The organism is Amycolatopsis sp. NPDC026612, from assembly GCF_040638285.1.
Classification (GTDB): domain Bacteria; phylum Actinomycetota; class Actinomycetes; order Mycobacteriales; family Pseudonocardiaceae; genus Amycolatopsis.
This window is the reverse complement of the sequence record NZ_JBEZYB010000030.1, coordinates 65,149-86,169: the sequence shown is the minus strand read 5'-3', so window position 1 is coordinate 86,169 and position 21,021 is coordinate 65,149. Positions and strand designations below refer to the sequence as shown.

The window sequence follows — 21,021 nt, the reverse complement described above, 5'->3', positions numbered from 1 at the left end:
GGTTGTGGGGGGGGTGGCTCTGGTTGGGCCCCCTATTTTTCGGCCCCCCCCGCCCGGGGCGGCGCCCCGGGCGCCGCCGCCCGGCGTACTTGCTACCTTTGGTTCCGCAGCCGTACTCCGCCGGATCTGTGGTAGGACGCGACGGAAAACGGCCCGGTCCGCTGGTGGGCGGCCGTCCGGCCGTCCATCAGCGGCTCCATCGGCGGACTCAGCCTTCGACGGCGCCCGAGGCGATGCTGGTCTTGCGGATGCGGACGGTCACGGTCATGGCTGTTCACCTCCTCCCTGCGGTCGGCGACAAGGGAAAACTCAGCCGCCCGAAGCGGCGGCGGAGTGGTCCTGGGCAGGCACGGCGGATGGGCCGCAGACCGGGCAGTCGGGCAGCCGGTCCCACGTTTCGTGCACGCTGGTTTCGTAGTCGTCGAAGCGGACCTGCACCAGCTTGCCCGCGGCCACCGGCGGCGCGATCCCGGTCAGCAGGCGCACGGCTTCGCCCAGCAGCAGCCCGGTCGTCATGGTCACCAGCGGGACGAACGCGGCGTTGTCCCCGCCGATCTGCCGTTCCCGCTTCTCCGCGAGCAACGCCGCGGACACGTCGTCGGTGCGGAACACCCCCAGCCGCCAGCACTCGATGCAGCCGGTCACGCCGGGGATCATGGTGAAGTAGACCAGCCGCTGGGTGTCCAGGCCGCCGGTCACCAGCGGCACGTTCGCGCGCACGCACGCCTCGTTGACCCAGTGGTTGATCTCCATCTTCGGCCGGTCCGCGACCGAGATCACCAGGTCGCTGCCGTCGACGGCGGCCAGCACGTCCTCGGTCGAGCCGAGCCGGCGCGGGATCTTCTCGATCTCCATCCGTGGGTTGAACGCCTGGATCCGCTCGACCGCGAGGTCGATCTTCGGCTGCCCGATGTCGCCGTCCCGGTAGAGCACCTGGCGGTTGAGGTTCGACAGCTCGACCCGGTCGAACTCGACCACCCGCAGGTGCCCGATGCCGAGAGCGGCGAGGTCCTGCAGCAGGTGGCAGCCCAGTCCGCCCAGCCCGAGCAGCGTGACGCGCGCGTCCAGCAGCCGGCGTTGCTTGCGGAACTTGTTGTCGGCGAGCCTGCTGTAGGAACCGAAGAAGTTGATGTTGCGGGCCCACCGGCCCAGCTCGTACTCGTCGAGGAGGCCTTCGGCCGAGGCACCTTCGTCGAGCAGGAAGCCCGCCTCGTCGAACTGCTCGATCGCGGCGGCGACCTCTTCGGCGGTGACGTGCGGGAAGCCGGCCGCCAGCTCGCGGTGGACCTGCTCGATCGTGCGGGTGCCGTCGAGCAGCTCGAACAGCCGGCCGATGGCACCGTCCGGGTCCGGGATCTCGGCCACCTGCCCGTACCCGCCTACGTACAACGTGCCGTCGACCGGGAAGACCGGTGTCATGTGCTTGAGCTTCGGCAGCATCTGCGCGTCCATCCGCAACCCCTGTCCCTGGTTCCTGTGGCTGTCCGGGCGTTCACGAAACGGTGACGGCGAACTCGCCCACCTGGGCCTCGAGCGCGGCCAGCCCGCTCTGCCAGCTGTCCGGCTCGGCCGGCCGGAAGCCGAGCGGTCCGAGCAGGTCGGCGGGCGAGCCGCCGCCCCCGGCCCGCAGCAGTGCTTCGAAGCGCGCACCGAAATCGCGTTCCTCCGACCGCGCCAGCAGCGACGTCGCCGCGAGCTGCCCGAACGCGTAGGCGTAACGGGTGCCCGGTGCGAAGTAGAGGTTGTCGAGATAGCTCCACCAGAGGCGGTACCCGGGCGTGAGCGACACGGCCGGCCCGTACAGCGCACCCTGTGCGGAAAGCCAGAGGTCGCCGAGTGCGTCGGCGTCCGGTGGCTCGCTCGCCGCCACGGCCCGGTGGACGGTGGACTCGAACTCGTGCACCGAAAGCTGGCGGAACGCCGTGACCAGCTGGTCCTCCAGCCACCGCGCGAGCAGCCCCGGTCGCGCGGCCGCGCCGGCCTGGTGCAGCCAGTGGCGCATGGTGATCGCCTCGGCGAACAGGGCGACGGTCTCGGCGAGCACCGTGGGCGGGGAAAAGCTCAGCACACCGAGGCGCCCCGACAAGGCGGCGTGCACGGCGTGGCCGAGCTCGTGCGCCAGCGTGAGCACGTCCCGCTGCGTGCCGGTGAAGGTGAGGAGAACGCAGGAGTGCCCGCCGGGTGCGCTGAAGGTCAGCGCGCCACGGCGTTTCCCCTTGCCGGGGGCCGCGTCCACCGCGCCGCGCTCGATCAGGTCCGTCGCGGCGGCGGACACGGCCGGGCCGAGCGCGGCGAACGCGCCGAGCACCACCTCCACCGCTTCCGGCCAGGTCAGTTCGTCGGCGGAAGCGCTGACCGGGGCGTACCGGTCGGCATCGGTCAGCGGGTGCCCGAGCAGCGCGGCCTTGGCCGTGTAGTACCGGTGCACGAGTTCGCGCCGGGCGCCCACCGCGTCGAGCAACGCGCTCACCTCGTCGCCGGTGAGCTGGTTGTTGGCGTTCTCTTCGCTCAGCCAGCCGGCTTGCCCGCACAACCGCTGCCTGGCGAGCCGCGCCCGCGTCAGCTCGGTCAGCGCCGAGGCTCGCAGGTCCGCTTCCGGCGCCAAGGCGGCGGAGATGGCCGCACAGCGCTGGTTCCGCCGGCCGCGATCGGCCTGGTAGAGCACGGGCAGCGCAGCACCGAGCGCCAGCCGTGCCCCGTCGTCGACGACCGTGACGCGGTCCAGCAGCCGCCGGGCGTGGCGTTCCCAGCCCGCGACCGGGTCCAGTTGCGCGAGTACGGTCGCGACTTCGGCGGACGGGCTGTTCGCGGCGGCCGCGCGGACCTGCCGCAGATGGTTGCGGTATTGGGCGAGAACCGGACATGCGAGCAGTTCTCCGGCTGCTTTTTCGGGAAGTTCCCCGAATTCGCGTTCGAAGAACTCCGCCTTCGTGGCCGCCATTTCCCAAAGCTCTTCGCATCGATCGAGGAGCTTCCGTGCTCCTTCGTCGGCGGAGTCGGCCGCGAGCCTCGCCTCCGCGTAGACCGTGCCCTGTTGCAAGGGCGTGAAGAATTCTTCGTAGTCTCGCAACGCCTGCGCCAGACCGGTTCCGCTCAGTGCGGACACCTGGCCCTGAAAGGATTCGGCGAACGCGCTGAGCCGCTCCGGAAGGGGCTCGAGGTGCTGTTCCAGCTCCTGCTCGGCTATCCCGAAGAATGCGGACGACCAGCGCGGCGGCGCCACGACAAGATCGCTTTTCCCGGCCACAGCTTGATTTCCCGTCAATGCGTGTCCACCCCCGGAGAACCCGACCACCCACCTTGTTACCTCTTGGCGGTGCAAGTCAAGAGATCTTTTGAGGTCAACCCGTTCGGAGGTCTGCCGTTGCTGCGTTCGTCGCATCTGGCCGGCGGTGAACCGTGGTTCCGTGCAATGCGAAAGCCGTCGTTACACCGGTGGCCGTTCTTTTGCCGGGTGGTTTCAGGCGGAGCGTTCCCCGAGCCGGGGAAACGGCTTGGTCGAGAACAGAACCTCCACGGAGACCTCGAAGAACTCCGCAATCCGCAGAGCGAGGTACAGCGAAGGGCTGTATTCGCCGCGCTCCAGGTAGCCGATCGTCTGGTAGTGCACCCCGAGGGCCTCCGCCAGCTGCCGCCGCGAGATCGACCGCTCCGCGCGCAGCATCGCGATCCGGTTGTAGACGACCTCACTCATGACTACCCCACACGCTGCATGGCCTTCTCCCGACGTTCGGCCACCGACGATCCCGCCTCGCGCCGCGCCATGCGGCGGAGCAGGACCGGGGCCAGCGCCAATCCGATCACGGACCACGCGACGAGCACCGCCAGGGTCGGCAGCGGCCGCCACGACTGCCCGATTTCGACGACGACCGCGCTGTCCGGCAGCAGCGCCGAGCGCATCCCGAGACCCAGCCAGTACATCGGGAACACCTGCGCGACGTCCTGCAGCCAGCCCGGCAGCGCGGTGATCGGGTAGAAGATCCCCGAGATCGCGCCCAGGGCCATGACCGGCAGGGTGATCAGCCCGATCGAGCGCGGGCTGCTGGTCAGCGAACCCAGCGCCGCGCCGATCGGCATCGTCGCGGCCATGCCGATCAGCAGCACCCCGAGCAGGTGCAGGTACGACCAGACGCCGTCGGGTGCCAGTGCGGAGAACGCGAACAGGCACGGGACCAGGACCGCCGCCAGCCCGGTGAGCTGGGCGAGCGACAGCGCCGTCGTCTTCCCGACCAGGTACCCGAGCATCCCGTTCGGAGTCGCCTTCGCGCGCAGCAGCGTGCCGTCCTCGCGGTCGATGGCCAGGTAGCCCGCCGCGCCGGTCAAGCCGTTGAACACGATGCCGGCGCCGAGCACGCCGGGCACGGTCGCCGCGCCGAGCGAGAACGACGTGCCGGGCAGCGTCGCGTTCCGCATGAAGAACAGCGTGCCGAGGAAGAGCGCCACGAAGACGAGCTGGCCGAACACGTCGTCGCGGTTGGTCCACGTCTGCTTGAACTCGATCCAGCCACGGGCCAGCCCGGCCCGCAGGGCGGCGGTCCTGGCGTTCATCGCGCACCCGCTTCCTGGAGCCCGAGCTCCGTCTCGCCGCCGGTCTCGGCGCGGTGCACCAGCGCCATGTACGTGTCCTCCAGCGACGCCCGCCGGACCTCGAGGTCCGCGATGGCCTCGCCGTGCTGCTTGAACAGGTCGTAGACGTACTTCGTCGCTTCGGTCGTCGAGTGGACGAAGCGCCGGCCGCCGAGCGTCCAGCGCACCTCGGCCTCGCCGGCGATCTGGCGGGACAGCGCGTCGGCCGAGCCGTCGGCGATGATGCGGCCGCCGTTGAGGATGAGGATCCGGTCGGCCAGCTTCTCGGCCTCGTCGAGGTCGTGCGTGGTCAGCAGGACGGTCGTGTCGAGCTGATCGGCAAGCCGGTGCACCAGGTCGTGGAACTCGCGCCGCGCCTCCGGGTCGAAGCCCGCGGTCGGCTCGTCGAGGAACAGCAGCTCGGGACGGCCGACGATGCCGATCGCGACGTCGAGCCGCCGCCGCTGGCCGCCGGAGAGCTGCTTGAGCTTCTTGTGCGCGTGTTCGGTCAGCCCGACCGTCGCGATCAGCTCGTCGGCATCCCACGGCCGCGGGCGCGCAGCCGTCGAGTACGGCGCGTAGTACCGGCCGAGGTGCGCGAGCAGCTCGCGGACGCGCCACTTCCCGTGGTCGCGCCAGGATTGGAGCACGACCCCCAGCCGCGCCCGCCAGTCCTCGCCGCCGTGCGCCGGGTCGACGCCCAGCACGCTGGCCTCGCCGGCCGACCGCATGCGGAAGCCTTCGAGGATCTCGATCGTCGTCGTCTTGCCCGCGCCGTTCGGCCCGAGCAGGCAGACGACCTCGCCTCGGTAGGCCTCGAAATCGACGCCGTGGAGCACGTCGATCGAGGCGTACCGCATCCGCAGCCCGCGCACGCGGACGACAGGCTCCGCTGGGTCTCTCATCCCGGTCACCCCCATCTGACTGATGCGATCTAATGTAGCACACCTACTACATTCGATGAGACTTCTGCTGTCCCGGGAACTTGACCGGCGGTCATCCGGTTCGCGGGGCATGGGAACTTGGCTGGGCCTGGCCCTTCCGGGCGGGGTCGTGATCCTGCTGGTCATGGCCGCGGTCGAACTGCGGCCGCGCAAGAACGGCTCGCGGTTCAAGGCGCGGCTGTCCTCGACCTACCTCGAAGAGACCACCGCGTTCCTGTACGGCACCAAGCGGCGTGAGCTGGAACACCGGGAAACGATGTCGATGCTCGTCGAGCAGGATGCCGAAGGGGCGCCACCCTTGCGTGACGTGGACCTCGACGCCGGGATCGCCCGGATCCGGGCGCGTTCGGACCCGCCGGAGCCGGAGAACCGCCAGCTACAGTGACCCCATGCCGACCCCAGCACGTGCGCGAGCCGACGCGTGCCCCGGTGTTTTCGCACCCCACGAGGCCGCGGACGGGCCGTTGGCCCGCGTGCGGCTGCCCGGCGGCACGATTTCCGCAGTGCAGCTGCGCGCGCTCGCCGACGCGGCCGAAGCGTGCGGCGACGGCGACCTCCACCTCACCTCGCGCGGCAACGTCCAGCTGCGCGGCGTCACCCGGCCCGGCCTCGCGGAACGGCTGACCGACGCCGGTCTGCTGCCGTCGCCGTCGCACGAGCGGGTCCGGAACGTCCTCGCCTCGCCGCTGAGCGGGCTGCGCGGTGGCCTCGCCGACGTCCGCGGCCTGGCGGCTTCGCTCGACCTCGTGCTGTGTTCGACGCCGGAACTGGCGGCGCTGCCCGGACGGTTCCTCTTCGCCTTCGACGACGGTCGCGGGGACATCGCCGGCGAAGGCCCCGACGTCTGCTGGCGGGCGACCGGCCCTGCCTCGGGAACGCTGCTGCTCGCGGGCGGCGACACGGGACGGCGGGTGGTTCGCGCCGACGCCGTCGCGGCGCTGGCCGAGGTCGCGCTGGAGTTCGGCCGGGTGCGCGGGTCCGCTTGGCGCGTTGCCGAACTCGACGACCCGGCTTGGCGGGGGACGCCGGTGCCGCGGACGCCGGTCGAGGTCCCGGTCGGGCTGATCGACCGGGACGGCGGCTTCGCGGCAGGTGTCGTCCCGCGCTTCGGGCAGCTGTCCGCGACGCAGGCCCGGGCGGTGGCGGAGTTCGGCCCGGCGCTGGTCACACCGTGGAAGTCGCTGGTGCTGCCGGACGTGCCCGCCGACGTCTTCGAGCGGATGGGTTTCGGTGGCGTCGCCTGGGGGACCACCGCGTGCATCGGCCGTCCGGGCTGCGCGAAGTCGCGCGCCGACGTCCGGGCCGACGCGGTGTTCCGGCCCGGCCTGCGCGCGCACTTCTCGGGCTGCGAACGGCGGTGCGGAAAGCCGTCGCAGTCCCATGTGGACGTGGTCGCCGAAGCGGGCGGCTACCGCATCGACGGCCGGTGGGTGCCGCTCGACGAGATGGAAGGGAAGCTGTGATCGACTACCTGCGGGACGGTGCCGAGATCTACCGGCACTCGTTCGCCACGATCCGCGAGGAGGCGGACCTGGCGATCCTGCCCGGCGACGTGGCCGGGCTGGCGGTCCGGATGATCCACGCCTGCGGCATGGTCGATCTGGTCGACGACCTGCGGTACACGCTCGACGTCGTCGAGTCCGGCCGCGCCGCGCTGGAAGCCGGCGCGCCGATCCTGTGCGACGCGCAGATGATCGCCAGCGGCGTGACCCGCCGCCGCCTGCCCGCGGGCAACGAGGTGCTCTGCACGCTGTCGGACCCTTCGGTGCCCGGTCTGGCCGAGCGGATGGGCACCACGCGCTCGGCCGCCGCGCTGGAACTGTGGCGCGCCAAGCTGCCCGGTTCGGTCGTGGCCATCGGCAACGCGCCGACGGCGTTGTTCCGCCTGCTGGAGATCCTCGACGAAGGCGTCGGCGCGCCCGCGGCGATCATCGGCGTCCCGGTCGGGTTCGTCGGCGCGGCGGAGTCCAAAGTGGAGCTCGCCAAGCGGGCTCCGGCACCGTACCTGGTGGTCCACGGCCGGCGCGGCGGCAGCGCCATGGCGGTCGCGGCCATCAACGCCCTCGCGAGCGCGGAAGAATGACCGGCACGCTGTACGGCGTCGGGCTCGGCCCCGGCGACCCGGAACTGATGACGGTCAAGGCGGCCCGGCTGATCTCCGAAGCTTCGGTGATCGCCTACCACTGCGCGCGGCACGGCCGGAGCATCGCGCGCTCGGTCGCCGAGCCGTACCTGCGCGAGGGGCAGATCGAGGAGAAGCTCGTCTACCCGGTCACCACCGAGACGACCGACCACCCCGGTGGCTACGAGGGCGCGATCGCCGACTTCTACGAGCTGAGCGCGAAGCGGCTCGCCGAGCACCTCGACGCGGACCGCGACGTCGTCCTGCTCTGCGAGGGCGACCCGTTCTTCTACGGCTCGTACATGTACATGCACGAGCGGCTTTCCGGCCGGTTCGAGGCGGTCGTCGTCCCCGGGGTGACGTCGGTGAGCGCGGCGTCGTCGGTGCTCGGCCGGCCGCTGGTGCAGCGCGACGAGGTGCTGACGGTGCTCCCGGGCACGCTGCCGGCGCCGGAGCTGGCCCGGCGGCTCGCCGACACGGACGCGGCGGCGGTGCTGAAGCTGGGCCGGACGTTCTCGTCGGTGCGGGAGGCGTTCGCGGAGGCGGGGAAGCTGGACGACGCGGTGTACGTCGAGCGCGCCACGTGGGGGCAGCAGCGGATCGAGCCGTTGGCTTCGGTCGATCCGTCGACGGTGCCGTACTTTTCCTTGGCGCTGCTGCCTTCGCCGGCTTATGCGGCTCGGGTTTCGCCCGCTCCTGAGGTTCCTGCTGTCCCGGTTCCCGGTGGTGAGGTCGTCGTCGTGGGTCTCGGTCCGGCGGGCCCGGAGTGGCTGACGCCCGAAGCTGCTTCGGAGCTTGACGCGGCGGAGCACATCGTCGGGTACGGGCCATACGTGGCGCGGGTGCCGCAGAAGGCGGGCCAGCAGCGGCACGCTTCGGGCAACCGGGTCGAGGCCGACCGGGCACGCGAGGCGCTGTCCCTGGCTTCGGCCGGTTCCCGCGTGGCGGTCGTTTCCTCGGGCGACCCGGGGGTGTTCGCGATGGCGTCGGCGGTGCTGGAGCAGGTGTCCGCGGGCCACGGCGCCGGTGTCCGGGTCCGGATCGTGCCCGGGGTGACCGCTGCCCAGGCCGCGGCTTCGCGGGTGGGGGCGCCGCTGGGGCACGACTATTGCGTGCTGTCGCTGTCCGACCGGCTGAAGCCGTGGGAGATCATCGAGAAGCGCCTCGACGCGGCAGGCGCGGCGGACCTGGTGCTGGCGCTGTACAACCCGGCGTCCCGCACCCGGACGACTCAGCTGGCTTCGGCGCGTGAGGTGTTGCTGCGCCACCGTTCCGAGGAGACGCCGGTGGTGGTGGCCCGGGACGTCGGCGGGCCGGAGGAGGACATCCGGATCACGACCCTGGGCGAGCTGGATCCATCCACTGTGGACATGCGGTGCCTGCTGATCGTGGGCTCGTCGAAGACCCGCGCGGAGAACGGCATCGTCTGGACGCCCCGGAGTTACTGACGTCTCAGGTGGCGTCCACCGCCGCGGACGCCACCTGAGACGTGCTCCCGGTGGATTTGCCGCTGATAGCCTGAGCCGCCGCGAAGACCCGGAGTACGTGCTCCTCGGCGGCGGGACCTTCGTGCACGTGATTATGGAGTGCCGCTTCGAGCCAGCCGAGTCCCTTCCGCGCCACGACATCGAAGGTCTTCGAAAAAGCCTCCAAGTCGCCTATGCGAACCAAGACCAAGCCGATCTCGTCCAGGGAGTCGAGCAATTTCACTGCGCGATGCGATTGAGCCGGCGGGAACCCGGCTAAGCCGTGCTTCTTCAACGGCTCCCAGGGGCTCTCGCCCGAGCGGGCGAGTGCGCGCAGCTCGTCTCGGAGTTCATTGTCCCAAACCCGTTTCGGATTCTTCTTGAGTACGTCACTCAGATATGTGTCGATATGGCTGGCGACTTGAGCGACGGTAACCGTCGGTTTCGGTGTCCGGAAGGGCGTTGTCACGAACCCGTATTCCGCGTCGAACTCGATCCACTCCGCTCCCAGCGATTCGACGATCTTCTTCATCTTGGTGCGATCGTCGAGCATGTCGATATCCGGCGTGGCGACCACGGGCACGTTCAGCGCGTTCAACGCCGCCGCGACGACGGGCATGCCGTCCTTCCCGCTCGTGGGGATGAACAGCAGTTCGCCGGCGGGGAAGGGGAGCAGGTCCTTCTTGCTCGCGGCATCCGAAGCGGCCGCGTAGAAGGTACAGTCTCGTTCGTTCTCCGTGAGCACGACGGCCCGGTGAAACAGACCGTCGAGGACATGCGTGTACCGGAGTACGGGATCCGACCAGATCTCCTTGATTTTCTCCGGCTGCAACTGGGCGGCCCTGGTCTCGTCGCCGACCCGGCTGAGGCGGACCACCGACAGAGGGCTGCTGCTCTCGAGCAAGCCGACCAGGATGTTCCGGTCGTGCGTGGCGAGCACCACCTGCGTACCCGAACCGGCCGCCAATTCTCCCAGTATTTTGCCCAGTTTCACGGCCTGGGGCGGATGCAGGAAGGCTTCCGGCTCGTCGATGAGGACAATCGAATGCGCGGCCGTCACGACGGGGAGCACCAGCCCCAGCAACGACCGCATCCCGTCGCCTTGATCGCCGAGCAGCGGCAGCTTGTCGAGTTCGAGACGGTAAGGAATTTCGCTGTCCTCGTAGCCGGGAGGCGCGATGTCCCCGGACGGCACCCCGACCCGGAGCGAGACCTGGTTCCCGAGCTTGTCCAGCGTCAGGTCCTGGTCGAAGACATCGTTGAACAAGGCGAACACGGTACGGCGCAAGACCGGGTCGTCTTCGATGTAGTGCAGCGGATCCGTGGGCGCGTCGCCCGGACGCACCCGGCGGCCGGTGTTGAACACGATCCCGGCGCGTGACCCGGCCGCAGCGTAGTTCACGAGGAACGGCGCCAGCTGCCCGAAGTTGCCGGAGTCGAGCTGTGCCCACATTGTCGGCAGGTGCTGGGGGTAGACGGGGCCGGCTCCCACTCGTACATAGCCCTCGGCGAGCCCCGGGTTCGCGGGATGTGGCCGCTGGTAGACCGCGTTGTCCCGGAACCAGGCCGAGAAGTCCTCGACGGTGCCGGTTTTGGTCGCCGTCAGGCTCGAGACCATGCGGAATTGACCCGGTGTCCCGGGCGTGGGGTGGCCTTGAGTCACGGCGTTGTTGATTTGCCGCAGCAGGGTCGACTTTCCGGCGTTGTTGCCGCCGACCACCGCGGTGACCCCGTGCTTCACCAATGGGATTTGCTGGCCGTTGTGGAGTGTGACCGACTCGATGCTCACACCCGAGGTTTTCGAGTCAGTTGACTCGGATTCCTGGCTACTCACTTCGGAAAGTCTACGCCCGGCCTTTACTCAGCGCGTCGGGTCCTTGCCATTGGGCTGCCGCGGCCCCGGGCCCGGTGACCACCAGCCCGGCACCGTCTTCTCCCCGTGCACCACCGTCGGCGCGATGCCTTCGGTGAACGGCTCGATCTGCAGCAGCTGGCCCCACGACTGGCTCGGCTGGCCGATCAGGTAGCTCGGCACCTCCGGCTCCTCGGCCAGCTCCTCGAGCCAGCCGATCGGCCCGCCGTTCGTCGAGGACGCCCACTGGGCCTCGTCTGCCAGGCCGCCCGCCGTGATGCGGTAGTCCGGGACCTGCGAGATCCCGTCGTGCGACGTCACCGGCTGGACGCACGGGTACACGAACGACGCCGGCCAGTCCACGTACACCGGCTTCGAGCCGATCCGGTCGGTCAGCGTCGTGAACGTCGGCACGCGCGGGGCCGATGCCGCGATCCAGCCGTCCTCCGTCAGGTCGTTGTCGACGATGTCGATGCGGACCGCGTTCGTCTCCGGCGGGAGGTCGCGCAGGTTGATGCGGGTGTCGTTCCAGCCGTTGGTGCCCGAGCCCGGCGGCAGCATGAACTGGCTGCGCAGGATCTTCACGCCCTCGGGGGTGTTGACGCCGTAGTCGAGGCTGACCGACGTCGGCCGCCGGGCCGCGCCCGCCGTCGCGACCACGATCTGGCCGTCCGCGGGCTTCTCCGTCAGCGCGTACCAGTCACTGCGCAGCCGGCCGGCGCGCGTCTCCGGGTCGAGGAAGCTCGACCACATCGGCACCTTGTCCGGGGTGAACCCGTGCGGCGGCTCGGCCAGCGGGTCCTTGTCGTCGACCGGGCGGGTGTGGAAGCCGGTCTGGACGCGGCCGTTGTCCCGGTCGGGGTTGGGCAGCGGCGAGTTCTCCGGCTCCTTGGGCTTGTCCGCGACCGTCCGCTGCTCGGACTGCTCGTGCAGGATGCTCGTCGCCGCGTCGCGCTCGACCATCACGTGGTCGGAGAGGTTGCAGCTCTTGCCGAACAGGTGCCCGATGTTCGCCGCGCCGAGGCTGTAGCTGCCGGCCTGGTTGTGGATGGCCCATGCCATCGTGATGAACTCGCCCGCCGCCACCAGGCCGCAGACCACCACCAGTGACAGCGACCCGAGCCGCAGCGCGCGCAGCCGGCCTTCCTGCGGCGGGTCCGGCACACCCGGCCGGTGCGCGCGGACGTTCTCGACGAACGCGTATATCCCGGCGACCGCCGCCGCCACCAGCAGGATCGTGGACAGGCCGATGCCGCCGATCGACGGCGCCACGTTCGTCCACTGGACGCCGAGACGTGAGACGAACCAGTAGGTGTTCGGCCCGGTCGCCGCCAGCGCGCCGACGACCAGCAGCCCGGCGAGGAACACGGCGCGGTTGCGTTTGGACCGCAGGACCGTCGAGCTGGTCGCGAGGGCGGTCAGCGCCGCCATCGACGCGCCGACCGCGGCGAACGCGCCGAAGTGGTGCGTCCACTTCGTCGGCGTCAGGGCCAGGAGCAGGAAGAACAGCGCCGTCGTGCCGATCAGCCGTCGTGCCGGGCCGAGTGCCGCGCCGGGGATGCGGCCGCGGCGCAGCAGCAGGACGAGGCAGGCGCCGGTGCACAGCAGCACCAGCAGCACCGGGAAGCGGCGCGGCGCCGAGCCGTCCGGCAGGTTCTCGAACAGCAGCTGGTAGCGCGCGAGCTCCTGGAACCACGACAGGTTCGGCCCGACCTGGGTGCGGATCCGGGTGGCCTCCTGGACCGTCGCGAACGTCTGGTCGGCGAACACCACGACCAGCACCAGCAGCCCGGCCGCGGCGACCGGCGCGAGCACCGGCAGCCAGCCGTTCTCGTTCGCGCGCTGGCGGATCAGCTTGAACAGCGGGCGCGCGGCGACCAGGTACGGGGCCACCGCGATCAGCCCGGTCGGGGTCGCGGCCAGGGTGAACCCGGCCGCGGTCAGGCCGAGGCACAGCGGCAGCAGCCGCCGCGTCACCAGGGTGCGTTCGACGGCGCAGATCGCCAGCAGCGAGCCGAGCGCCGCCACCGGTTCCGGGCGGACGCCGTTGTTGTAGGGCATCCACCAGATCAGGAACACCGTCGCGGCCGCCCAGCTGGCCGGGCGGCTGGTGCGGATCTGGGTGCCCAGCCGCGGCATCACCTCGCGGCTGATCAGCAGCCAGCTGAGCACGCCGAGCAGGAACGACGGCAGCCGGATCCACGGCGGCACTGTGCTGACGTGCGTCATCAGCTCGAAGACGTGGTAGAACCAGCCGAACGGCGCCTCGGCGACGCCGAACCAGCGGTGGTAGTTGGTGAGGAACCCGGTCTGCTCGGTGACCCGGGCCATCGTCAGGATGTAGCCGTCGTCCGACGTCACCGGCCCGATGAAGACCCACGCGCCGAGCGCGGCGATCACCGTGGCGTCCCGCAGCGTCAGCCGCCACCAGCCGACCGGCGCCCAGCGCGGGGCGCGGCGGGCGAACCCGGAGTCGCGGCGCCAGACCGCGACCATCGAGCCGATCAGCGACAGCACGGCGAGCACGCCCACGATGATCTTCAGCGCGGTCGGCGACGTCTGGTACCGCGTGTCCGGCACGACCGAGACGTGCAGGCCGGCGATCGGGTCCTTGCTCGAGTTGATCGAGGAGTAGATGCCGACGACGCGGGGCCGGACGTCGCCGTCGGCGTGGAACACCGGCGTGCCGGCGACGGCGAGCGTCATCTGGGTCGCGTCGACGTCCAGTTCGATGTCGCACTTCTCGGCGGGCAGCGGCTGCTGGGCGATCTGCTGGCCCTGGCTGGAGGCGAGGAGGACGCCGTTGTCGATGCGCAGCTGCAGGCCGACGCCGTTGCCGGACTTCGGGTCGGTGCGGCCGTCCGGCACGGTGGCGAACAGCAGGCCGGGACCGCTCGTGCGGGCGTCGACCGAGCGGATGGCCGCGCACGGCAGTTCGGCGCGCAGGTCCTGCGCCCAGTACCCGGTCAAGGGCGCGTTGACGGAGCGGGTGTCGCTGCCGGTCGGCCAGACGACCTCCGCCGTGTCCTGCACCACCGGCAGGAAGGGGAAAGCCAGCGCGCACAAGGCCGAGAGCAACCCCAGCGCTACGGCAATCAGACGCATCGGCGCAACGCTAACGGGTCAGACGTCCGGGGTTGACGCAGCCCCCGGGTCACGCGGGGTGAACCGTCCGTGGTGGAGCGCCGCGGTCAGGGGACGACGGCTGCGCCAACCGTGGCGCTCCAGGTCGGGCACGGTTTCGAGCTTGCTCACCGGCCCGGCGCACAGCCACGCGACCGGCCGGATGCCGTCCGGGATGCCGAGCAGCTCGCCGAGGAACGGCTCGCGGTAGAAGCTGACCCACCCGATGCCGAGGCTTTCGGCGGTCGCGGCCAGCCAGAGGTTCTGGATCGCGAGGCACACCGAGTACAGCCCGGCGTCGGCGATGGCGTGCCTGCCGAGCACGTCGGGCGCGCCGCGCGCCGGATCGTAGGTGACGACGATGCCGAGGCTCGCCTCCAGGATGCCTTCGATCTTGATGTTCGCGAAGGTGCTCGCGCGGTCTTCGCCGAGCTGCCCGGCGAAGACCGCACGCTCGTCGTGGACGTGCTTCGCGAACTTCTCCCGCGTCGCGTGGTCGTCGACCAGGACGAAGTCCCACGGCTGGGTCAGCCCGACGCTCGGTGCGGCGTGCGCGGCCTCGAGGATCCGCGTCAGCGTGGCCGGCGGGATGGGCTCGCCGGTGAACTCGCCGCGGACGTCCCGCCGCTTGTGCAGGACTTCGTAGAACTCTTCGATCATCGGCGCAGGACCCATTCGACGGCTTCGGGGACGGTTTCGGCGGTCGCGGTCCCGGGGCGTGCCGGCCGCTTGATCAGCAGGACGGGCCGCCCCAGTTCGCGGGCGGCGGTGAGCTTCGCGCTGGTCTGGGGGCCACCGGAGTCCTTGGTGACCAGGACGTCGGCCCGGCGGAGCAGCTCGCGCTCGGCGGCCACTTCGTACGGCCCGCGGGCGAGGATGAGCTCGTGGTGGCGCGGCAGCGGGGGCTCGGGCGGGTCGACGCAGCGGATCAGGAACCACAGGTCGTCGAGGTGCGCGAAGGCGGGCAGGCCCTGGCGGCCGCTGGTGAGGAAGACCCGTCGGCCGAGGCCGGGGAGCTTCCGGGCGGCGTCGGCGAGGTCGTCGGCCCAGTGCCAGACGTCGCCGGGGCCTGGCTGCCAGCCGGGCCGCGCGAGCCGGAGGAGAGGCGTTTCCGTCAGCTCGGCCGCCTTCGCCGCGTTCGCGCCGATGCGCTCGGCGAAGGGGTGTGTGGCGTCCACGACGGCTTCGATGCGGTTTTCGCGCAAGTACCGCGCGAGACCTTCCGGACCGCCGAAGCCGCCTACGCGTACTTCGCCGACGGGGAGTCTCGGCCGGGCGACGCGTCCCGCCAGCGAAGAGACGACGCGGACTTCGCGGGAGTTGAGCGCTTCGGCGAGCTGCCGGGCTTCGCCGGTCCCGCCGAGGATGAGGATCACGAGGGACGCCCGTAGCCGACGGCTTCGCGCCAGCGGTCCAGCGTGCGCAGGTTGGCGAGGGTCTCCGCCCAGGTCAGCTCGGGCGCCTGGCGCGCTTCGACGTGCGCGGCGACGTGGTCCGCTTCGCGCGCGAAGACGCCCTGGGTGGCTTCGACCTCGATGACCTCCGGCTCGCCGCCGGCCGGGGTCAGGATGATCTGCGAGACGCCGGGCTTGCGCAGCGGGTGGATCCACGCGGGCTGCGGGATGTGGATCTGCCCGCGCGAGCCGAAGACGCGGATGCCGTCTTCGCGGGCCAGCCGGATCCCGCACGAAATGGTCGCGAGGATGTCGCCGGGCAGCCGCAGCAGGCCGGTCGCCCACTCGTCGACGCCGGTGGCGGACAGGTGCGCCATCCCGCTGACCTCGGACGGCTCGACGACGTCCTGCCCGGTCGCCGCCTGCGCGACCAGCCGGGCCAGCGACGTGCAGTAGCAGCCGACGTCGAGGATCCCGCCGCCGCCGAGCGCCGGGTCGCTCAGCCGGGCGGTCTCCTCCGGGTTGCTGTCGAACGAGAACGTCGTGTCCACCGCGCGGACCTCGCCGATGGCGCCGGACGAGATCAGCTCGGCCAGCCGCCGCGTCTGCGGGTGCAGCCGGTACATGAACGCCTCCATCAGGAAGACGTCGTGCTCGCGCGCCGCGGCGATCACCTCCTCGGCGTCGGCCGCGGAGATCGTCAACGGCTTTTCGCAGAGCACGTGCTTGCCCGCTTCGGCGGCGGCGATGGCCCACTGCTTGTGCAGCGCGTGCGGTGTCGAGACGTACACGGCGTCGATGTCCGGGTCGGCGAGGAGCTCTTCGTAGCTGCCGTAGGCCTTCGGGATGTCGAAGCGCGTGGCGAACTCCCGCGCCCGGCCGGCGTCCCGTGCCGCGACGGCGGCCAGTACGCCGTGCTTGCTGTCGTCGACGCCCGCGGCGAAGTGGGCGGCGATCGTCCCGGCGGCCAGCAGGCCCCAGCGCAGTTCCGTCACAACGACTCCGGTTGGTTCGCCCGGTCACGGGCACTCGAGTAGAGGAAGCTGTCCGGGAAGCCCTCGGCGGCGAGCACCCGGCCGACGAAGATGGTGGCGGCGCGCGTCAGCCCGGCTTCGCGGACCAGCACCGGCAGGTCGCCGAGCACGCCACGCACGACGGTTTCCCCGGGCTGGCTCGCCAGCGCGACGACGGCGACGGGGCAATCGGCGCCGTAGTGTGGTTTCAGCTCCTCGGCCACCCGTTCGACGTGGTTGATCGCGAGGTGCAGCGCGAGGGTGGCCCGGGTCGCGGCGAAGGCGGCGAGGGTCTCGGTGGGGGGCATTTTGGTGGAGCGCGCCTGGACCCGGGTGATCACCAGGCTCTGCCCGATCTCGGGCACGGTGAGTTCCCGCTGCAGGACCGCGGCCGAAGCGGCGAAGGCGGGCACGCCGGGAACGATCCGGTAAGGCACCCCGGCCGCGTCGAGCCGCCGCATCTGCTCGGCGACGGCGCTGTAGAGCGACGGATCCCCGGAGCACAGCCGCGCGACGTCGTGGCCGGCGTGGTGGGCCTCGACCAGCTTCGCGACGATCTGCTCGAGGCTGAGGTTCGCCGTGTCGACCAGCTCGGCGCCGGGCGGGCAGTACGCGAGGAGGTCGGGCGGGGTCATGCTGCCGGGGTAGAGGCAGACACCGCAGCGGGCCAGCAGGTCCCGGCCCCGCACCGTGATGAGGTCGGCGGCACCGGGCCCGGCGCCGATGAAGTGCACGGTCACCGGCTGCACCACTGCGTCACGACCCGCGCCGGCGTCCAGCCGGTGAACCCGCCCAGCGGTTCCGCCCGCTCCACGCCGATCCGCAGCAGGTCCCCGCCGTGTTCCTCGTACGCGCGCGCCAGGACCTGCTCGGCCTGCATCGTCACCCCGTGCGCCACCACTCGCGCGCCGGTGGCCACGCACGCGTCCAGGACGCCCGGCACCGTCAGGCCGCCGCCGATGAAGACCGCGTCCGGCGTGGGCAGCGCGCTCAGCGCTTCCGGTGCCTCGCCCGTCACCACCTGCAGCTCCGGGACGCCCAGGTCCAACGCGTTCCGCCCGATCCGTTCGGCCCGTTCGGCGGAGCGCTCGATCGCGATCGCGCGGTTCAGCCCGTGGAGCCGCGACCATTCGATGCCGACGCTGCCCGCGCCCGCGCCGACGTCCCACAACAGCTCGCCGGGACTCGGCGCGAGCCGGGCGAGCGCCGACACCCGCACGTCACGCTTGGTCAGCTGGCCGTCGTGGGCGTACACGTCGTCCGGGATGCCGATCAGCGGCAACGGCGGACCCGCGCATTCCATCGCGAACACCGTCAGCGGCCCGGGATCGCCGTCCCAGCCGTCGGTGACGCGCTCGTCGGGCCCGCCCAGGTTCTCCAGCGCGATCAGCTCGCTCTCGCCGTACCCCCGCACGGTGAGCAGGGAGCGCAGCGCGGGCGCGTCGGCACCCAGGACGAGCACCCGGCGGCGCGGCGCCAGTACCCGGGCGACGCGGGCCGACGACCGGCCGACGATGGTGACCACCTCCGTCTCCTCGGCGGACCAGCCCAGCCGGGCCCTGGCCAGGGTCACCGACGAAACCGCGGGCAGCGCCTCGACCTCGTACCCGTGGGCCACCAGTGTGGTGCCGACCCCCGACAAAAACGGGTCGCCGCTGGCCAGGACGCAGATCCGCGCGCCTTCGTGTTCGGCGATGACCGCGTCCAGCGCGGGCAGCAGGGGCGTCGGCCACGGTTCGCCGCGGACTCCCTCGGGGAGGTACTCGAGCTGCCGGGGCGCACCGAGCACGACGTCGGAGGCGAGCACGGCGGCCTTCGCCTGCTCCGACAGGCCGGACCAGCCGTCGGCGCCGATCCCGACGACCGTCAGAGGTGATGTTTCGCGCACGATTTCCCACCCTAAGCGAGGCAGGCCCTGTGCGATGATCGGCCGGTCGCCGAGCTGGAGGAGCGCTGTTGAAGCCGTACCCGTTCACCGCCGTCGTCGGGCTGCCCGACCTGCGCCTGGCGCTGGTCCTCTCGTCGATCTCGCCCGCTGTCGGCGGCGTGCTGGTGCGCGGCGAAAAGGGCACCGCGAAGTCGACGATGGTCCGCGCGCTCGCGGGTCTGCTGCCGCGGGTCGACGTCGTCGACGGCTGCCGGTTCTCCTGCGATCCCGCGGCGCCCGACCCCCTCTGCCCGGAGGGCCCGCACGAGGGCGCCCCCGGTCACCGGCGGCCGGCCCGCCTGGTCGAGCTGCCCGTCGGCGCGGCCGAAGACCGCGTCATCGGCTCCCTGCACCTGGAACGGGCGCTGGCCGAAGGCGTCACGGACTTCCAGCCGGGTCTGCTGGCCGCGGCGCACCGCGGGCTGCTCTACGTCGACGAGGTCAACCTGCTGCACGACCACCTCGTCGACACCCTGCTGGACGCCGCCGCCATGGGCCGCGCGACCGTGGAACGCGAAGGCGTTTCGGTGTCGCACGCGGCGCGGTTCGTGCTGATCGGCACGATGAACCCCGAAGAGGGTGAGCTGCGGCCGCAGTTGCTGGACCGGTTCGGGCTCACCGTCGAGGTCGCCTCCAGCCGCGATCCGGACCAGCGCGTCGAGGTCGTCCGGCGGCGCCTGGCCTACGAAGCCGATCCCGACGCCTTCGCCGCGCGCTACGCCGATGAAGACGCCCGGCTGGCCGCGGACATCGAAGCGGCACAGCGGCTGTTGCCCGCCGTCAAGCTCCCTGACGAAGCCCTGCGCCGGATCGCCGAGGTCTGCGCGTCGTTCGAGGTCGACGGCATGCGCGCGGACATCGTCACCGCCCGCACCGCGGTCGCGCACGCGGCCTGGGCCGGCCGCGACGAGGTGACCACCGACGACGTCCGCGTCGCCGCGCGGCTCGCGCTGCCGCACCGGCGCCGCCGCAACCCGTTCGACGCCCCCGGCATTTCGGAAGAGCAGCTCGAGCAGGCTCTTCAGGACGCCGAACCGGACCCGGGACCCGAGGATGACGGCCCCGGCCCGGGTTCGACGCCGCCGGAGGAGACTGCCCTGCCCCAAGGGAGTGGCGACACGCCGCAGGGCGGTGCCGGCGCGCCGCAGGGCGAGCCGCAGCAGAACGCAGGCGGCCGGCAGCAGACCGTCGGCGCCGGCGACACGTTCAAGGCGCGTGTCTTCCGCGTCAAGGGCATGGGTGAAGGCGAGCGCGGACGCCGTTCGCGCGCGATCACCGACAGCGGCCGGACCATCGGCGTCCAGCCCGTGAGTGTTCGCGAAGGGCGGCCGCACCTGGTCGCGACCGTGAAAGCCGCGGCCCCGCACCAGAAAGCCCGCGGCCGGGCCGGCGCCGGGCTCGAGCTGCGGCCGGAAGACCTGCGGTTCGCGTTGCGCGAAGGGCGCGAAGGCAACCTCGTGCTCTTCTGCGTCGACGCGTCCGGCTCGATGGGGGCGAAGGCGCGGATGCGCGAGGTCAAGTCCGCGGTCCTGTCGCTGCTGCTCGATGCTTACCAGCGCCGCGACAAGGTCGGGCTCGTGACTTTCCGCGGCAACGCGGCCGAACTGGCGCTGCCGCCCACGATCAGCGTCGACGCGGCCGCGTCGCGCCTCGACGGCCTGCCCACCGGCGGCCGGACACCCCTGGCCGAAGGGCTCCTGGAGGCCGCCCGGGTGCTGCGCGTCGAGGAGATCCGCGACCCCCGCCGCCGCCCGCTGCTCGTCGTCGTCACCGACGGGCGCGCCACCAGTGGCCCGGACGCCGTCGCCCGCGCCCAGGCCGCGGCCGGGCTCCTGGGCGGGGTGACCTCCGTCGTGATGGATTGCGAGAGCGGCAAGATGCGGCTCGGGCTGGCCGCCGACCTGGCCACCCGTCTCGGCGCCGAGCACGTGCCACTGGGCGAGGTCGCCGCCGAATCGCTGGCCGGCGCCGTCCGCGCCCGGACCGGGAGGGCTGCCTGATGCCCCAGGGAAAACCGTCGACGGTGCCGGAAGACGGCCTGACCACCCGCCAGCGCCGCAACCGGCCGCTGCTCGCCGTGCACACCGGCGAGATGAAGGGCAAGTCGACCGCCGCGTTCGGGATGGCGCTGCGCGCCTGGAACCAGGGCTGGTCGATCGGCGTGTTCCAGTTCGTCAAGTCGGCGAAGTGGCGCGTCGGCGAGGAAGCCGCGTTCCGCGCGCTGGGGAAACTGCACGACGACACCGGCCAGGGCGGCCCGGTCGAATGGCACAAGATGGGCGAAGGGTGGAGCTGGGCTCGCAAGTCCGGCAGCGAAGACGACCACGCGGAGAACGCGCGTGAAGGCTGGGCGGAGATCAAACGCCGCCTCGCCGCCGAGACGCACGATTTCTACGTCCTCGACGAGTTTTCCTACCTGCTGAAGTGGGTCTGGCTCGACGTCGGCGACGTCGTGTCCACCTTGGTCGCGCGGCCCGGGCACCAGCACGTCGTCATCACCGGCCGGTACGCTCCGCCGGAGCTGGTCGAGGCCGCCGACCTGGTGGCCGAGATGACCAAGGTCAAGCACCCGATGGACAGCGGCCAGAAGGGCCAGCGGGGGATCGAGTGGTAG

At 71.4% G+C, this 21,021-nt stretch carries 18 protein-coding genes; 6 read left to right on the top strand and 12 right to left on the bottom strand.

The annotated features are described in order from the left end of the window. Nucleotides 1-309 precede the first annotated feature (309 nt). From AB0F15_RS25595 to AB0F15_RS25575, 5 genes are all read right to left on the bottom strand, one after another. A complete protein-coding gene (locus tag AB0F15_RS25595; protein WP_360275045.1) occupies nucleotides 310-1,452 on the bottom strand; it encodes a ThiF family adenylyltransferase in 1,143 nt (380 codons plus the stop codon). Nucleotides 1,453-1,492: 40 nt separating this feature from the next. After that, nucleotides 1,493-3,247 (bottom strand): M3 family metallopeptidase, encoded by a 1,755-nt coding sequence (locus AB0F15_RS25590; protein WP_360275042.1) that lies wholly within the window; start codon nucleotides 3,245-3,247, stop codon nucleotides 1,493-1,495. A 213-nt stretch (nucleotides 3,248-3,460) separates the two neighbouring features. Next, on the bottom strand, nucleotides 3,461-3,694 hold the full coding sequence (locus AB0F15_RS25585) for a helix-turn-helix transcriptional regulator (protein WP_043784651.1): 234 nt from the start codon (nucleotides 3,692-3,694) through the stop codon (nucleotides 3,461-3,463). A 2-nt stretch (nucleotides 3,695-3,696) separates the two neighbouring features. Beyond that, the gene (locus AB0F15_RS25580) at nucleotides 3,697-4,548 is read right to left on the bottom strand and encodes an ABC transporter permease (RefSeq protein WP_360275039.1); all 852 of its coding nucleotides are present in this window, start codon (nucleotides 4,546-4,548) and stop codon (nucleotides 3,697-3,699) included. After that, on the bottom strand, nucleotides 4,545-5,471 hold the full coding sequence (locus AB0F15_RS25575) for an ABC transporter ATP-binding protein (RefSeq protein WP_360275036.1): 927 nt from the start codon (nucleotides 5,469-5,471) through the stop codon (nucleotides 4,545-4,547). Before AB0F15_RS25575 ends, AB0F15_RS25580 begins: the two co-directional genes overlap by 4 nt. Before the next feature lie 109 nt (nucleotides 5,472-5,580). Here AB0F15_RS25575 and AB0F15_RS25570 point away from each other — a divergent pair, with 109 nt between their 5' ends. From AB0F15_RS25570 to AB0F15_RS25555, 4 genes are read left to right on the top strand one after another with little or no spacing between them, the layout of a single operon-like run. After that, on the top strand, nucleotides 5,581-5,895 hold the full coding sequence (locus AB0F15_RS25570) for a DUF6191 domain-containing protein (protein WP_360275033.1): 315 nt from the start codon (nucleotides 5,581-5,583) through the stop codon (nucleotides 5,893-5,895). 4 nt (nucleotides 5,896-5,899) lie between these two features. After that, nucleotides 5,900-6,973, top strand: a complete 1,074-nt coding sequence (locus AB0F15_RS25565; protein WP_360275030.1) for a precorrin-3B synthase — start codon at nucleotides 5,900-5,902, stop codon at nucleotides 6,971-6,973. Further along, complete coding sequence (locus AB0F15_RS25560) at nucleotides 6,970-7,593, top strand: precorrin-8X methylmutase (protein WP_360275027.1); 624 nt, start codon at nucleotides 6,970-6,972, stop codon at nucleotides 7,591-7,593. The genes AB0F15_RS25565 and AB0F15_RS25560 overlap by 4 nt, the downstream gene beginning before the upstream one ends. Next, nucleotides 7,590-9,080, top strand: a complete 1,491-nt coding sequence (locus AB0F15_RS25555; protein WP_360275024.1) for a precorrin-2 C(20)-methyltransferase — start codon at nucleotides 7,590-7,592, stop codon at nucleotides 9,078-9,080. Before AB0F15_RS25560 ends, AB0F15_RS25555 begins: the two co-directional genes overlap by 4 nt. Nucleotides 9,081-9,084: 4 nt before the next feature. On the opposite strand, the gene AB0F15_RS25550 is transcribed toward AB0F15_RS25555, so the two are convergent. Genes AB0F15_RS25550 through cbiE form a run of 7 tightly spaced genes read right to left on the bottom strand, consistent with a single transcriptional unit; the run spans nucleotide 9,085 to nucleotide 18,368 of the window. Further along, entirely contained in the window at nucleotides 9,085-10,932 is a 1,848-nt protein-coding gene (locus AB0F15_RS25550) for an AAA family ATPase (RefSeq protein ID WP_360275021.1), read from the bottom strand. Nucleotides 10,933-10,959: 27 nt separating this feature from the next. Next, on the bottom strand, nucleotides 10,960-14,055 hold the full coding sequence (locus AB0F15_RS25545; RefSeq protein ID WP_360275018.1) for an arabinosyltransferase domain-containing protein: 3,096 nt from the start codon (nucleotides 14,053-14,055) through the stop codon (nucleotides 10,960-10,962). A gap of 18 nt (nucleotides 14,056-14,073) precedes the next feature. Continuing rightward, nucleotides 14,074-14,733 (bottom strand): 5,6-dimethylbenzimidazole synthase, encoded by a 660-nt coding sequence (bluB, locus tag AB0F15_RS25540; RefSeq protein WP_360275015.1) that lies wholly within the window; start codon nucleotides 14,731-14,733, stop codon nucleotides 14,074-14,076. After that, nucleotides 14,730-15,449 carry a cobalt-precorrin-6A reductase gene (locus AB0F15_RS25535; protein WP_360275012.1) on the bottom strand — a complete coding sequence of 240 codons (720 nt, stop codon included), beginning with the start codon at nucleotides 15,447-15,449 and terminating at the stop codon, nucleotides 14,730-14,732. The genes bluB and AB0F15_RS25535 overlap by 4 nt, the downstream gene beginning before the upstream one ends. Next, nucleotides 15,446-16,462 carry a Gfo/Idh/MocA family oxidoreductase gene (locus AB0F15_RS25530; RefSeq protein ID WP_360275009.1) on the bottom strand — a complete coding sequence of 339 codons (1,017 nt, stop codon included), beginning with the start codon at nucleotides 16,460-16,462 and terminating at the stop codon, nucleotides 15,446-15,448. The genes AB0F15_RS25535 and AB0F15_RS25530 overlap by 4 nt, the downstream gene beginning before the upstream one ends. Beyond that, nucleotides 16,459-17,220 (bottom strand): precorrin-4 C(11)-methyltransferase, encoded by a 762-nt coding sequence (gene cobM / locus AB0F15_RS25525; RefSeq protein ID WP_360275006.1) that lies wholly within the window; start codon nucleotides 17,218-17,220, stop codon nucleotides 16,459-16,461. Before cobM ends, AB0F15_RS25530 begins: the two co-directional genes overlap by 4 nt. Further along, nucleotides 17,217-18,368, bottom strand: coding sequence for a precorrin-6y C5,15-methyltransferase (decarboxylating) subunit CbiE (gene cbiE, locus AB0F15_RS25520; protein ID WP_360275003.1), 1,152 nt, complete (start codon nucleotides 18,366-18,368; stop codon nucleotides 17,217-17,219). The genes cobM and cbiE overlap by 4 nt, the downstream gene beginning before the upstream one ends. Nucleotides 18,369-18,436: 68 nt before the next feature. Here cbiE and AB0F15_RS25515 point away from each other — a divergent pair, with 68 nt between their 5' ends. Further along, a complete protein-coding gene (locus AB0F15_RS25515) occupies nucleotides 18,437-20,407 on the top strand; it encodes a putative cobaltochelatase (protein WP_360275000.1) in 1,971 nt (656 codons plus the stop codon). Beyond that, nucleotides 20,407-21,021 (top strand): cob(I)yrinic acid a,c-diamide adenosyltransferase, encoded by a 615-nt coding sequence (gene cobO / locus AB0F15_RS25510; protein ID WP_360274997.1) that lies wholly within the window; start codon nucleotides 20,407-20,409, stop codon nucleotides 21,019-21,021. The genes AB0F15_RS25515 and cobO overlap by 1 nt, the downstream gene beginning before the upstream one ends.